The sequence below is a fragment of the Mesorhizobium sp. M0408 genome (assembly GCF_040321495.1).
Classification (GTDB): Bacteria; Pseudomonadota; Alphaproteobacteria; order Rhizobiales; family Rhizobiaceae; genus Mesorhizobium.
The window spans coordinates 1-15,445 of the sequence record NZ_JAMYRO010000058.1; the positions used below are offsets into that span (position 1 = coordinate 1).

At 62.4% G+C, this 15,445-nt stretch carries 9 protein-coding genes; 7 read left to right on the forward strand and 2 right to left on the reverse strand.

Annotated elements, in window-relative coordinates; genetic code table 11:
* Positions 1-340 precede the first annotated feature (340 nt).
* From rpoB to NKI67_RS32980, 3 genes are all read left to right on the forward strand, one after another.
* Complete coding sequence (rpoB, locus tag NKI67_RS32970; protein ID WP_352457481.1) at positions 341-4,477, forward strand: DNA-directed RNA polymerase subunit beta; 4,137 nt, start codon at positions 341-343, stop codon at positions 4,475-4,477.
* Between the two features lie 142 nt (positions 4,478-4,619).
* Entirely contained in the window at positions 4,620-8,816 is a 4,197-nt protein-coding gene (gene rpoC / locus NKI67_RS32975; RefSeq protein WP_023680444.1) for a DNA-directed RNA polymerase subunit beta', read from the forward strand.
* Between the two features lie 85 nt (positions 8,817-8,901).
* Positions 8,902-9,567: an O-methyltransferase gene (locus NKI67_RS32980; protein ID WP_352474774.1), complete on the forward strand. Its 666-nt coding sequence runs from the start codon at positions 8,902-8,904 to the stop codon at positions 9,565-9,567.
* A gap of 49 nt (positions 9,568-9,616) precedes the next feature.
* On the opposite strand, the gene NKI67_RS32985 is transcribed toward NKI67_RS32980, so the two are convergent.
* Together NKI67_RS32985 and NKI67_RS32990 are read right to left on the reverse strand one after the other, a co-directional pair.
* Entirely contained in the window at positions 9,617-10,546 is a 930-nt protein-coding gene (locus tag NKI67_RS32985) for a Gfo/Idh/MocA family protein (RefSeq protein WP_352636967.1), read from the reverse strand.
* 123 nt (positions 10,547-10,669) lie between these two features.
* Entirely contained in the window at positions 10,670-10,951 is a 282-nt protein-coding gene (locus NKI67_RS32990; RefSeq protein ID WP_352636966.1) for a transcriptional regulator, read from the reverse strand.
* Between the two features lie 462 nt (positions 10,952-11,413).
* On the opposite strand from NKI67_RS32990, the gene rpsL reads away from it, so the two are divergent.
* The 4 genes from rpsL to tuf form a co-directional block, all read left to right on the forward strand.
* The gene (gene rpsL, locus NKI67_RS32995) at positions 11,414-11,785 is read left to right on the forward strand and encodes a 30S ribosomal protein S12 (protein ID WP_006333356.1); all 372 of its coding nucleotides are present in this window, start codon (positions 11,414-11,416) and stop codon (positions 11,783-11,785) included.
* An 85-nt stretch (positions 11,786-11,870) separates the two neighbouring features.
* Positions 11,871-12,341 carry a 30S ribosomal protein S7 gene (rpsG, locus tag NKI67_RS33000; protein WP_008875664.1) on the forward strand — a complete coding sequence of 157 codons (471 nt, stop codon included), beginning with the start codon at positions 11,871-11,873 and terminating at the stop codon, positions 12,339-12,341.
* Positions 12,342-12,371: 30 nt separating this feature from the next.
* Positions 12,372-14,462: an elongation factor G gene (gene fusA / locus NKI67_RS33005; RefSeq protein ID WP_023680448.1), complete on the forward strand. Its 2,091-nt coding sequence runs from the start codon at positions 12,372-12,374 to the stop codon at positions 14,460-14,462.
* A gap of 67 nt (positions 14,463-14,529) precedes the next feature.
* On the forward strand, positions 14,530-15,445 hold a 916-nt coding region (gene tuf, locus NKI67_RS33010; protein ID WP_352648988.1), incomplete at its 3' end, for an elongation factor Tu.

A 15,445-nucleotide genomic window follows, 5' to 3' on the forward strand; every position in this document is an offset into this window, starting at 1 on the left:
GTTCTCTTTTTTTAATTCCCAAGTACCCTGCGGGCCCAATGTTCTACGTTATGAACGGGTTTCTTCCCGGGGTCGGGGGGCGGCCCGCCCGCCACTCCTTTCGCGTCGAAGGGAGGCTGCGTAACGCGAAGAGTGCGAAAACCTCTTTCCTGAGGGCCGCAAACCGGCCTTCAGGAAACGGGTTTTCTCCCGTTTCTGGCCCGCCGCCAAATTGGTGGTGGGTGAAAAGACAAGAAGCCGCCGACAGGCGGCGGGCAACAAGACAGGGCCGCCGAGGTGGCCCGAGATGCAAGGCGAGCCGCGGCGAGGCTCGTCCCGAGAATTGAGCTAAGGAGCGACGATGGCCCAGACCCAGACTTTCAATGGCCGCAGACGCGTACGCAAGTTTTTCGGAAAGATCCCGGAAGTTGCGGAGATGCCGAACCTGATCGAGGTTCAGAAGGCATCCTATGACCAGTTCCTGATGGTGGAGGAGCCCAAGGGTGGGCGTCCTGACGAGGGACTGCAGGCAGTTTTCAAGTCGGTCTTCCCGATTTCCGATTTTTCCGGCTCCTCGATGCTGGAATTCGTGAAGTACGAGTTCGAGGGACCGAAATTCGACGTTGACGAATGCCGTCAGCGCGACCTGACCTATGCGGCGCCGCTCAAGGTGACGCTGCGCCTCATCGTGTTCGATATCGACGAGGATACCGGCGCGAAGTCGATCAAGGACATCAAGGAGCAGGACGTCTACATGGGCGACATGCCGCTCATGACCTTGAACGGCACCTTCATCGTCAATGGTACCGAGCGCGTCATCGTCTCGCAGATGCACCGTTCGCCGGGCGTCTTCTTCGACCATGACAAGGGCAAGTCGCACTCGTCCGGCAAGCTTCTGTTTGCCGCGCGCGTCATTCCCTATCGCGGCTCGTGGCTCGACATCGAGTTCGATAGCAAGGACGTCGTGCACGCCCGCATCGACCGCCGCCGCAAGATTCCGGTGACGTCGCTGCTGATGGCGCTCGGCATGGACGGCGAAGAGATCCTGTCGACCTTCTACAACAAGATCACCTACAAGCGCGCCGGCGACCATTGGCGCATCCCGTTCAACGTCGAGCGTTTCCGCGGCCTCAAGGCCGTTGGTGACCTGGTCGACGCCGACACCGGCGAAGTCGTCGTCGAGGCCGGCAAGAAGATCACCGCCCGCCAGGCCAGGGCGCTTGGCGAAAAGGGTCTCAAGGCGATCAAGGCGACCGACGAGGATCTGCTCGGCAACTACCTTGCCGAGGATATTGTCAACTACGGGACCGGCGAGATCTTCCTCGAAGCCGGTGACGAGATCGACGAAAAGACGCTGAAAGTGCTGCTTGGCACCGGTGACGATGAGATCAAGGTCCTCGACATCGACCACGTCAACGTCGGCGCCTACATCCGCAACACGCTCAACGTCGACAAGAACGAGAGCCGCCAGGACGCACTGTTCGACATCTACCGCGTCATGCGCCCCGGCGAGCCGCCGACGCTCGAGACCGCCGAAGCCATGTTCAACTCGCTGTTCTTCGACAGCGAGCGCTATGATCTTTCGGCCGTCGGCCGCGTCAAGATGAACATGCGCCTAGAGCTCAAGGCCGAGGACACCGTGCGCGTGCTGCGCAAGGACGACATCCTGGCCGTGGTCAAGACGCTGGTCGAACTGCGCGACGGCAAGGGCGAGATCGACGACATCGACAATCTCGGCAATCGCCGCGTGCGCTCGGTCGGCGAGCTGATGGAGAACCAGTACCGCGTCGGCCTGCTGCGCATGGAGCGCGCGATCAAGGAACGCATGTCCTCGATCGAGATCGACACGGTGATGCCGCAGGACCTGATCAACGCCAAGCCGGCGGCTGCCGCCGTGCGCGAGTTCTTCGGTTCCTCGCAGCTGTCGCAGTTTATGGATCAGACCAACCCGCTTTCGGAGATCACCCACAAGCGCCGTCTTTCGGCGCTTGGACCGGGCGGTCTGACCCGCGAGCGTGCCGGTTTCGAAGTGCGCGACGTGCACCCGACGCATTACGGCCGCATCTGCCCGATCGAGACGCCGGAAGGCCCGAACATCGGCCTGATCAACTCGCTTGCGACCTTCGCGCGCGTCAACAAATACGGCTTCATCGAGAGCCCGTACCGCAAGATCGTCAACGGCAAGCTGACCAATGAGGTCGTTTACCTCTCGGCTATGGAAGAGGCCAAGCACCACGTCGCGCAGGCCAATGCCGAGCTCGACAAGAATGGTCATTTCGTCGACGAATTCGTCATTTGCCGCAACGCCGGCGAAGTGATGATGGCGCCGCGCGAAAACGTTGATCTGATGGATGTGTCGCCGAAGCAGATGGTGTCGGTGGCCGCGGCCCTGATCCCGTTCCTCGAGAACGATGACGCCAACCGTGCGCTGATGGGCTCGAACATGCAGCGTCAGGCCGTGCCGCTGGTGCGCGCCGAAGCGCCGTTCGTCGGCACCGGCATGGAGCCGATCGTCGCCCGTGACTCGGGCGCCGCCATCGGCGCCCGCCGCGGCGGCATCGTCGACCAGGTGGACGCGACGCGTATCGTCATCCGCGCCACGGAAGATCTCGATCCCGGCAAGTCCGGCGTCGACATCTACCGGCTGATGAAGTTCCAGCGTTCGAACCAGAACACCTGCATCAACCAGCGTCCGCTGGTGCGCATGGGCGACCGGGTCAACAAGGGCGACATCATCGCCGACGGCCCGTCGACCGAGCTCGGCGATCTGGCCCTCGGCCGTAACGTGCTGGTCGCGTTCATGCCGTGGAACGGCTACAACTACGAGGATTCCATCCTCCTGTCCGAGCGCATCGTCGCCGACGACGTCTTCACCTCGATCCACATCGAGGAGTTCGAAGTCATGGCCCGCGACACCAAGCTGGGGCCGGAGGAGATCACGCGCGACATTCCCAACGTCTCGGAAGAAGCGCTGAAGAACCTCGATGAGGCCGGCATCGTCTACATCGGTGCGGAAGTGCAGCCGGGCGACATCCTGGTCGGCAAGATCACGCCGAAGGGCGAAAGCCCGATGACGCCGGAAGAAAAGCTGCTGCGCGCCATCTTCGGTGAAAAGGCCTCGGACGTGCGCGACACCTCGATGCGCATGCCTCCGGGAACCTTCGGCACCGTCGTCGAAGTGCGTGTCTTCAACCGCCACGGCGTCGAGAAGGACGAGCGCGCCATGGCGATCGAGCGCGAGGAGATCGAACGCCTCGCCAAGGACCGCGACGACGAGCAGGCGATCCTCGACCGCAACGTCTATTCGCGTCTTTCCGACGTTCTCGTCGGCAAGGAAGCGATTGCCGGGCCGAAGGGCTTCAAGAAAGGCTCGAAGCTGTCGAAGGACACGCTCGACGAGTATCCGCGTTCGCAGTGGTGGCAGTTTGCCGTGGAGAACGAAAAGCTCCAGAGCGAACTGGAAGCCCTGCGTGGCCAGTACGACGATTCCAAGAAGGCGCTCGAACAGCGCTTCATGGACAAGGTCGAGAAGGTGCAGCGCGGCGACGAGATGCCTCCGGGCGTCATGAAGATGGTCAAGGTCTTCGTGGCCGTGAAGCGCAAGATGCAGCCCGGCGACAAGATGGCCGGCCGGCACGGCAACAAGGGTGTCGTGTCGCGGATCGTTCCGGTCGAGGACATGCCTTTCCTCGAGGACGGCACGCATGCCGATATCGTGCTTAACCCGCTGGGTGTGCCGTCGCGCATGAATGTCGGCCAGATCCTGGAAACGCATCTGGGCTGGGCTTGCGCCGGAATGGGCAGGAAAATCGGCGATCTGATCGACGCGTACAAGACGGCGGGCGACATCAAGCCGCTGCGCAAGACGCTCGAGAGCTTCATGCCTTCCAACGACCGCAACGAGCCGGTCCGCGAATATGACGACGAGAGCATCGTTCGCCTCAGCGAGCAGATGCGCCGCGGCGTCTCCATCGCGACACCGGTGTTCGACGGCGCGCACGAGGCCGACATCAACATCATGCTGGAGCAGGCGGGCCTGCACACCAGCGGTCAGTCGCAGCTCTATGACGGGCGCACCGGCGAGCCGTTCGATCGCAAAGTGACGATGGGCTACATATATATGCTCAAGCTTCACCACCTTGTGGACGACAAGATCCACGCGCGTTCGATCGGGCCGTACTCGCTCGTTACCCAGCAGCCGCTGGGCGGCAAGGCGCAGTTCGGTGGCCAGCGCTTCGGCGAGATGGAGGTCTGGGCGCTCGAAGCGTACGGCGCCGCCTACACGCTGCAGGAGATGCTGACGGTGAAGTCGGACGACGTCGCCGGCCGCACCAAGGTCTACGAGGCGATCGTCAGAGGCGACGACACCTTCGAGGCCGGCATTCCCGAGAGCTTCAACGTTCTCGTCAAGGAAATGCGGTCTCTCGGCCTCAATGTCGAGCTGGAGAACACCAAGCTCGACGACAACCCGATCCGGCTGCCCGACGCGGCCGAGTAGGCAAGACGCTCGGTCGCGAGAGAGGGCTCTCGCGACCGGGGCGCACCCAAATAATTCTTCGGCCGATGGCCGATCAAGTCGGCGGGCGTTTGGCCCGCGCTAGATGCAAGGGGTTTTCGAGGACCCCGAAAAGGAGAACGGCATGAACCAAGAGGTCATGAATCTCTTCAATCCCCAGGCGCCTGCGCAGGTGTTCGATTCCATCCGGATCTCGCTTGCCAGCCCTGAGAAGATTCTGTCCTGGTCGTTCGGCGAGATCAAGAAGCCGGAGACCATCAACTACCGCACCTTCAAGCCGGAGCGTGACGGCCTGTTCTGCGCGCGCATTTTTGGCCCGATCAAGGACTATGAGTGCCTGTGCGGCAAGTACAAGCGCATGAAATACAAGGGCGTCATCTGCGAGAAGTGCGGCGTCGAAGTCACGCTGTCGCGCGTCCGCCGCGAGCGCATGGGCCATATCGAGCTGGCGGCGCCGGTCGCCCACATCTGGTTCCTGAAGTCGCTGCCGTCGCGCATCGGCACGCTGCTCGACATGACCCTGAAGGACATCGAGCGGGTCCTCTACTTCGAGAACTACATCGTTACCGAACCCGGCCTCACCGCGCTGAAGGAGCACCAGCTGCTCAGCGAGGAAGAGTACATGATGGCCGTCGACGAGTATGGCGAGGATTCGTTCACCGCCATGATCGGCGCCGAGGCGATCCACGACCTTCTGGCCGGCATGGACCTCGAGAAGATCGCCGGCGATCTGCGTTCTGAGCTGGCTTCGACCACCTCCGAGCTCAAGCAGAAGAAGTACCTGAAGCGGCTCAAGGTCGTCGAGAACTTCATGGAATCCGGCAACCGTCCGGAATGGATGATCATGAAGGTGGTTCCGGTGATCCCGCCGGATCTGCGCCCGCTTGTCCCGCTGGACGGCGGCCGTTTCGCCACGTCGGATCTGAACGACCTCTATCGCCGCGTCATCAACCGCAACAACCGCTTGAAGCGGCTGATCGAGCTGCGCGCGCCCGGCATCATCGTGCGCAATGAAAAGCGCATGCTGCAGGAAGCCGTCGATGCGCTGTTCGACAACGGCCGCCGCGGCCGCGTCATCACCGGCGCCAACAAGCGTCCGCTGAAGTCGCTGTCCGACATGCTGAAGGGCAAGCAGGGCCGGTTCCGCCAGAACCTGCTCGGCAAGCGCGTCGACTATTCCGGCCGCTCGGTCATCGTCACCGGTCCGGAGCTCAAGCTCCACCAGTGCGGCCTGCCGAAGAAGATGGCGCTCGAACTGTTCAAGCCCTTCATCTACGCCCGTCTCGACGCCAAGGGCTACTCCTCGACCGTCAAGCAGGCGAAGAAGCTGGTCGAGAAGGAGCGTCCGGAGGTCTGGGATATCCTCGACGAGGTCATCCGCGAGCATCCGGTGCTGCTGAACCGCGCACCGACGCTGCACCGCCTCGGCATCCAGGCGTTCGAGCCGATCCTGATCGAAGGCAAGGCGATCCAGCTTCACCCGCTGGTCTGCACCGCCTTCAACGCCGATTTCGACGGCGACCAGATGGCGGTCCACGTGCCGCTGTCGCTGGAAGCGCAGCTCGAAGCCCGCGTGCTGATGATGTCGACTAACAACATCCTGCACCCGGCTTCCGGTGCGCCGATCATCGTGCCGTCGCAGGACATGGTTCTCGGTCTCTACTATCTTTCGATCGTCAATCAGAACGAGCCGGGCGAGGGCATGGTGTTTGCCGACATGGGCGAACTCCAGCACGCGCTCGAGACCAAGGCGGTGACGCTGCATGCCAAGATCAAGGGGCGCTTCCGCACGGTCGACGCCGACGGCAAGGTCGTGTCGAAGATCTACGACACCACGCCTGGCCGCATGATCATCGGCGAGCTGCTGCCGAAGAACCACAACGTGCCCTACGAGACCGCCAACCAGGAGATGACCAAGAAGAACATCTCCAAGATGATCGACACCGTCTACCGCCATTGCGGTCAGAAGGAGACGGTCATTTTCTGCGATCGCATCATGGCTCTCGGCTTCAGCCACGCCTGCCGTGCCGGCATTTCGTTCGGCAAGGACGACATGCTGATCCCGGACGCCAAGATCAAGCTGGTCTCCGACACCGAGGCTTTGGCCAAGGAATACGAGCAGCAGTACAATGACGGTCTGATCACCCAGGGCGAGAAGTACAACAAGGTCGTCGACGCCTGGGCCAAGTGCTCGGAAAAGGTCGCCGACGAAATGATGGCCCGCATCAAGGCGGTCGAGTTCGAGGACAACGGCCGTCAGAAGCCGATGAACTCGATTTACATGATGTCGCACTCCGGTGCGCGCGGCTCGCCCACCCAGATGCGCCAGCTCGCCGGCATGCGCGGCCTGATGGCCAAGCCTAGCGGTGAAATCATCGAGACGCCGATCATCTCGAACTTCAAGGAAGGCCTCACCGTGCTCGAGTACTTCAACTCGACCCACGGCGCCCGCAAGGGTCTGGCCGACACCGCCTTGAAGACGGCGAACTCGGGTTACCTGACGCGTCGTCTTGTCGACGTGGCACAGGACTGCATCGTCAACTCGCTCGACTGCGGCACCGACAAGGGCCTCACCATGCAGCCGATCGTCGATGCCGGTCAGGTCGTCGCTTCGGTTGGTCAGCGCGTTCTCGGCCGCACCTCGCTCGACGACATCACCCACCCGGTCACCGGCGAGGTTCTGGTCAAGGCCGGAACGCTGATGGACGAGCGTGACGTGGAACTGATCGAAAAGGCCGGCGTGCAGTCGGTTCGCATCCGTTCGGCGCTGACCTGCGAGGTCAGGGTCGGCGTCTGCGCGGTCTGCTACGGACGCGATCTGGCCCGCGGCACTCCCGTCAACCAGGGCGAGGCTGTCGGCGTCATCGCGGCGCAGTCGATCGGCGAGCCGGGCACCCAGCTCACCATGCGTACCTTCCACATGGGCGGCACGGCGCAGGTGGTGGATTCCTCGTTCCTTGAAGCCTCGTACGAGGGCAAGGTCGAGATCCGCAACCGCAACGTGGTGCGCAACTCCGACGGCCAGCTGATGGTCATGGGCCGCAACATGGCGGTGCTGATCCTCGACGAGGCCGGCAAGGAACGCGCCACGCACCGCGTCACCTACGGTTCGCGCATCTTCGTCGACGATGGCGACAAGGTGAAACGCGGCCAGCGTATCGCCGAGTGGGATCCTTATACCCGCCCGATCCTCACCGAAATCGAGGGCAGGGTAGCGTTCGAGGATCTGGTCGATGGCATTTCCGTTCAGGAAACCGCCGACGAATCGACCGGCATCACCAAGCGCGAGGTCATCGACTGGCGTTCGACGCCACGCGGCAACGACCTCAAGCCGGCGATCGTCGTCCAGGATGCCAAGGGCAAGGTCGGCAAGCTGTCGAAGGGCGGCGACGCCCGCTTCCTGCTCTCGGTCGAGGCCATTCTTTCGGTCGAGCCGGGCGCACAGGTTCGCCCCGGCGACGTGCTGGCGCGTATCCCGATGGAAAGCGCCAAGACCAAGGACATCACCGGCGGTCTGCCGCGTGTGGCCGAACTGTTCGAGGCACGCCGTCCGAAGGATCACGCCATCATCGCCGAGATCGATGGCACGATCCGCTTCGGCCGCGACTACAAGAACAAGCGCCGCATCATCATCGAGCCGCATGACTCGACGCTTGAGCCGGTCGAATACCTGATCCCGAAGGGCAAGCCGTTCCATCTCCAGGACGGCGACGTCATCGAGAAGGGCGACTACATCCTCGACGGCAATCCGGCGCCGCACGACATCCTGGCGATCAAGGGCGTGGAGGCGCTTGCCTCCTACCTCGTCAACGAAATCCAGGAGGTCTACCGACTGCAGGGCGTGTCGATCAACGACAAGCACATCGAGGTGATCGTTCGCCAGATGCTGCAGAAGGTCGAGATCACCACGCAGGGCGATTCGACCTACATTCCGGGCGACCACGTCGACGTGATTGAGCTGGAAGAGGTCAATGAGCGCCTGGTCGAGGAAGGCAAGAAGCCGGCCGAAGGCCAGCCGGTGCTGCTCGGCATCACCAAGGCCTCGCTGCAGACGCCGTCCTTCATCTCCGCCGCTTCCTTCCAGGAGACGACGAGGGTGCTGACCGAAGCTGCGGTTGCCGGCAAGACCGACATGCTGCAGGGGCTGAAGGAAAACGTCATCGTCGGCCGGCTGATCCCGGCCGGTACCGGCGGTACGATGAGCCAGATCCGGCGCATCGCCACCTCGCGCGACGAGTTGATCATCGACGAGCGCCGCAAGGCGTCCGGCGTCGAGGTCGCCGAGCCGATGCTGACCGACATGGTTAACGCGGCGCAGTAAGCGCGCAAGCAAGAGAAGATAGAAAAGGGGCCTAAGTGGCCCCTTTTCGCATTTTTGGTTCCTCAATCGGATCGGAGAGGAAACGATGAGCAGGAAGATTTGGGCTTCTGTCGACGACTACATTGTCGAAGCTCTTTTCGAGGCGGATCCCGCTCTTGATGCCGTTCTGGCGGCCAACCATGATCAGGGCCTGCCGCCTATCGACGTTTCCCCAGCACAAGGCAAGCTGCTCTCACTTCTTGCGCGAATGCAGGGAGCGAGGAAGGTACTCGAAATCGGCACGTTGGGCGGTTATTCGACAATCTGGATGGCGCGAGCATTGCCGATGGACGGCAAGGTCGTGACGCTCGAGCTTGATCCGCACCACGCCAGTGTCGCGCGGTCGAACTTTGAACGGGCAGGGGTGTCTGACCGTGTGGAACTGCGGGTCGGACCGGCGCTTCAATCGCTTGCGGCCTTAGGCGCCGAGAATGCCGGGCCGTTCGACTTTATCTTCATCGACGCCGACAAGCCGAACAACCCGCACTATCTGTCCTGGGCCATGCGTCTTTCGAGGCCGGGGACCGTCATCGTCTGCGACAATGTCATCCGTGACGGCGCGGTGGTGAATGAAGATGGTCGCGACGCCAATGTCGAAGGGGCACGCGCGGCGTTCTCGTTCATCGGCAGCGACAAGCGTCTGGAAGGCACCGCGATCCAGACTGTTGGCGCCAAGGGCTATGACGGCTTTGCAATAGCGATCGTCAATTGATTTTGTGCGGTGCGCCGACCAGACCTGCGATCCGGCCGGCGCCCACTCGTCAATCGAAAAAAGCTTCCACCACATTGCGCTTGCCGAGCATGAAGGCGTCGGCGACGTGCTGCAGGGGCGCGAGATCGACGTCGGAGGTGCCGGCGCGCACGATCTCGGCGAAGCGCTTGTAGAGCATCGGATATTCGGCTTCCGGCTCCTCGTGAACGACGCGGCCATCGATGGCGAGCTTTGAGCCGCCGCCAGAAAGCACCATCGATCCGGCCTCGGTATCGGCCAGGATGTCCCAGCTTTGCGGGCCGGTCTGACGCCAATCGAGTTCCATCGTCACCGGCAGACCGTTCGAAGTGCGGAAGGCGATATGGGCGGCGATCGGGGCCGCGCGGTTTTCGGGGAAATCGAGCTCTGCCGAGCTGATGAACATCGGCGGCAGGATGTGGGTCGCGATCGACAGCGCGTTGATGCCGGGATCGAAGACGCCAAAGCCGCCGGGAGCCCAGATCCACTCCTGGTTCGGATGCCAGCGGCGCACGTCTTCCTTCCAGTTGATGGCGGCCGACCTGATCGTAGTCGAGCTGAGGAATGTGCGCGCTGCTTCGACAGCTGGCGCATAGCGCGAGTGCCAGCTGGCGAACAGGCAGACGCCGTTCGCTGCCGCCAGCGCCTTCAGGTCTTCGACCTCGCTGACCGTGGCGCCGGGCGGCTTTTCCAGGAAGACATGCTTTTTCGCCGTGAGCGCCAAGCGCGCGGCGTCGTAACGAAACTGCGGCGGCATGCACAGCGACACCGCCTCGAGCTCTGGCGTTGCGTCGAGCATCGCCTCGATCGTCGGGAAGTTCGGGATGTCCTCCACTTTGCCATGCCGGCTCGCTGCAGCAACCAGGCGATAATCCTGGTCCTTCGCCAGCGCCGGCAGATGCTGGTCACGGACGATCTTCCCCACGCCGACGATGCCGAGCTTGATGGGATTAGAGGACATGGGAGCTCCGCAGGTTGAGTGTGCTTGGTTTTGCCAGAGGTCGCTTCTTAGCAGAGAACTTGTGCCGGGCAAGTCGCCGGGCTTTGTCGCCGGCCCGCAAGATCGACCGCGATTCAGATCTCTTCAGATCGGCACATCGAACGTCACGATCGACACTTCGCCTTCGAGCGCGCCCTGATAGGCGGACAGATGCGGCTCCTCGTCGGGCACGCCGTCCATGTCGCCGATCTGGTCGAGCTCTGCCTCGGCATAACCTTCCGCGGCAAGCGATTCGAGAGCGCGGCGCACCGCCGAATCGTCGTCCGGCGCGACCAGCATCACATGCACGCCTTCCGCCTTGCCGCCTTTGCGCTTCCACACCCGGCCGGTAATAATGGTGACCGGGCGCTCCTCATTGTCATTCACGGGTTCGTACCTCCGGGCGAGGGGGTTTGGGCTGCTCATGCCGCCTTTTCGCACGAAGCACGGCCTGGAAACAGCCGCAAGCCGGTCACTTTCTGGCTTCCTCTTGAAAAACGGCGCAAGAAAATTACATGCGCTTTTCGCATGGCTGCCACGCCTCGGGTTCAGCGCAATATTTGCCGCTCCGGGGTTGACGGACAGTGGTCATACGAGTAGAAGCCGCCCAGTCAGAACCGATGTGAGGCTCTTGCTTCCGAAGCGACACGCTTTGGAGTTTGCCTCAAACAGGGTTCGTTTTACGAGCGAAAAGACATTTCCGGCGTGCATGAAGCGGCTTCCGCTTCCTCTGCCATTTGTTCGGGCAAGACCGCGAGGCGCGGTTTGTGGCCCGAATTTGCGTATGGAAGTGACGCTTTGAGCGGCCCTGACCGGGCGAGATACGGAATTGAGAGACAAGAGGGTTTAATGCCTACCGTCAACCAGCTGATCCGCAAGCCGCGCATTGCGCCGGTGAAGCGCAACAAGGTCCCGGCCATGCAGCAGAATCCGCAGAAGCGGGGCGTCTGCACGCGCGTCTACACCACGACGCCGAAGAAGCCGAACTCGGCGCTGCGCAAGGTGGCCAAGATCCGCCTGACCAATGGTTTTGAAGTGATCGGTTACATCCCCGGCGAAGGCCACAACCTTCAGGAGCACTCGGTGGTGATGATCCGCGGCGGCCGCGTCAAGGATCTTCCGGGCGTCCGTTACCACATCATCCGCGGCGTGCTCGACACGCAAGGCGTGAAGAACCGCAAGCAGCGCCGTTCGAAATACGGCGCCAAGCGTCCGAAGTGACCGAAGCGTAGCCAAGGTCGTTCCGGGCGGCGTCAAGCGACGATCCGGGATCCAGGCCACCGCGTAGAATTGAGGCAGAGAAAAAATGTCCCGTCGTCACAGTGCAGAAAAGCGTGAGATCAATCCGGACCCGAAGTTCGGCGATCTGATCGTCACCAAGTTCATGAACGCCGTCATGTATGACGGCAAGAAGTCGGTTGCCGAGACCATCGTCTACGGCGCGCTCGACCAGGTTCAGTCCAAGACCAAGCAGGAGCCGGTCACCGTCTTCCATCAGGCGCTCGACAATGTCGCGCCGCATGTGGAAGTGCGTTCGCGCCGCGTCGGCGGCGCCACCTACCAGGTTCCGGTCGACGTGCGCCCCGAGCGCCGTCAGGCATTGGCCATCCGCTGGCTGATCGCCGCCGCCCGCAACCGCAACGAGACCACTATGGTCGACCGCCTCTCCGGCGAGCTGATGGATGCGGCCAACAACCGCGGCACCGCCGTCAAGAAGCGTGAAGACACCCACAAGATGGCAGAAGCCAACCGCGCTTTCGCGCACTACCGCTGGTAAAGCGCGAACGAGACTGAAGAGGCACCTCCCATGGCCCGCGAATATAAAATCGAAGACTACCGCAATTTCGGTATCATGGCGCATATCGACGCCGGCAAGACGACGACCACCGAGCGCGTCCTCTATTACACGGGCAAGTCGCACAAGATCGGGGAAGTCCACGACGGCGCTGCGACCATGGATTGGATGGAGCAGGAGCAGGAGCGCGGCATTACCATCACGTCCGCCGCGACCACGACCTTCTGGAAGGGTCGCGACGGCAAGATGCACCGCTTCAACATCATCGACACCCCCGGCCACGTCGACTTCACCATTGAAGTCGAGCGCTCACTGCGCGTGCTCGACGGCGCCATCGCGCTGCTCGATGCCAACGCCGGTGTCGAGCCGCAGACGGAAACCGTCTGGCGTCAGGCTGACAAGTACCGCGTGCCGCGTATGATCTTCTGCAACAAGATGGACAAGATCGGCGCCGACTTCTACCGCTCGGTCGAGATGATCGGTTCGCGCCTCGGTGCACATGCCGTCGTCATGCAGCTGCCGATCGGCGCCGAGACCGAGTTCAAGGGTGTCGTCGACCTCGTCGAGATGAACGCGCTGGTCTGGCGCGACGAGACGCTGGGCGCTGCCTGGGACATCGTCGAGATCCCTGCCGACCTCAAGGCTCGTGCCGAAGAATACCGCGAGAAGATGATCGAGGCCGCCGTCGAAATGGACGAAACGGCGCTCGAGAATTACCTCGAAGGCAAGATGCCGAGCAACGACGAGATCCGTGCGCTCATCCGCAAGGGCACGATCGCGGTGAAGTTCTATCCGATGTTCTGCGGCTCGGCCTTCAAGAACAAGGGCGTGCAGCCGCTGCTTGACGCCGTCGTCGAATATCTGCCGTCGCCGGCCGATGTCCCGGCCATCAAGGGCGTCGACGCCAAGACCGACGCCGAGATCGAGCGTCATGCTGACGACAACGAGCCGCTGTCGATGCTTGCCTTCAAGATCATGAACGACCCGTTCGTCGGTTCGCTCACCTTTGCCCGCATCTATTCGGGCAAGCTCACCAAGGGCATCTCGGTCGACAACACCGTGAAGGGCAAGAAAGAGCGCATCGGCCGCATGTTGCAGATGCATGCGAATTCGCGCGCCGACGTCGAAGAGGCGTTTGCCGGCGACATCGTCGCCCTCGCTGGTCTCAAGGACACCACCACCGGCGACACGCTCAGTGATCCGCTGCATCCGGTCATCCTCGAGCGCATGGAATTCCCCGATCCGGTCATCCAGATCGCCATCGAGCCGAAGACCAAGAACGACCAGGAAAAGATGGGTCTCGCCCTTCACCGCCTGGCCGCCGAGGATCCGTCCTTCCGCGTCAAGACCGACGAGGAATCGGGCCAGACGATCATTTCCGGCATGGGCGAGCTTCACCTCGACATCATCGTCGACCGCATGCGCCGCGAGTTCAAGGTCGAGGCCAATGTCGGCGCGCCGCAGGTGGCCTACCGCGAGACGATCACCCGCAAGCACGAGCAGGACTACACGCACAAGAAGCAGACCGGCGGTACCGGCCAGTTCGCCCGCGTCAAGATACTGTTCGAGCCGAATCCGGAAAGCAGCGAATTCGAGTTCGAAACCAAGATCGTCGGCGGCGCTGTGCCGAAGGAATACATCCCCGGTGTCGAAAAGGGCATCAACAGCGTCATGACCTCGGGCCCGTTCGCCGGCTTCCCGATGATCGGCGTCAAGGCGACGCTGATCGATGGCGCCTACCACGACGTGGACTCGTCGGTTCTGGCCTTCGAAATCGCCGGCCGCGCCTGCTTCCGTGAAGCAGCGCCCAAGCTTGGCGTGCAGTTGCTCGAGCCGATCATGAAGGTCGAGGTGGTGACGCCGGAAGATTACGTCGGCAGCGTTATCGGCGACCTGAACGGCCGTCGCGGCCAGATCCAGGGCCAGGAAGCCCGTGGCGTGGCTGTGGTCATCAACGCGATGGTGCCGCTCGCCAACATGTTCAAATACGTGGACAACCTTCGCTCGATGAGCCAGGGCCGCGCGGCCTACACGATGCAGTTCGACCACTACGAGCCGGTCCCGACCGCGGTCGCCCAGGAAGTCCAGAAGAAATACGCGTAACTCGAAACGAGTTGCATCAGTAACTTAATTCAAGGCCCGCACGGGCTGGCAGGAATGGAGAGATCACATGGCAAAAGGTAAATTCGAGCGCACTAAGCCTCATGTGAACATTGGCACGATTGGTCACGTCGACCATGGCAAGACGTCGCTGACGGCGGCGATCACCAAGTATTTTGGCGAATACAAGCGCTACGACCAGATCGATGCGGCGCCCGAAGAGAAGGCGCGCGGCATCACCATTTCGACGGCGCACGTCGAATATGAGACCGCCAACCGCCACTATGCCCATGTCGACTGCCCCGGCCACGCCGACTATGTGAAGAACATGATCACCGGTGCTGCGCAGATGGACGGCGCGATCCTGGTGGTGTCGGCCGCCGACGGCCCGATGCCGCAGACCCGCGAGCACATCCTGCTCGCCCGCCAGGTCGGCGTGCCCTCGATCGTGGTGTTCTTGAACAAGGTCGACCAGGTCGACGACGCCGAGTTGCTCGAGCTGGTCGAGCTCGAGGTGCGTGAGCTTTTGACCAAGAACGAGTTCCCCGGCGACGACATTCCGATCGTCAAGGGTTCGGCGCTTGCCGCACTTGAAGACAGCGACAAGAAGATCGGCGAGGACGCCATCCGCGAACTGATGGCTGCGGTCGATGCCTACATTCCGACGCCGGTGCGTCCGCTCGACAAGCCGTTCCTGATGCCGATCGAGGACGTGTTCTCGATCTCGGGCCGTGGCACGGTTGTGACCGGCCGCGTCGAGCGCGGCGTCGTCAAGGTCGGCGAGGAGCTGGAGATCGTCGGCATCCGTCCGACCACCAAGACGACCTGCACGGGCGTCGAGATGTTCCGCAAGCTGCTCGACCAGGGCCAGGCCGGCGACAACATCGGCGCGCTATTGCGCGGTGTCGACCGTGAAGGCGTCGAGCGCGGCCAGGTCCTGGCCAAGCCCGGCACCGTCAAGCCGCACAAGAAGTTCGTTGCCGAAG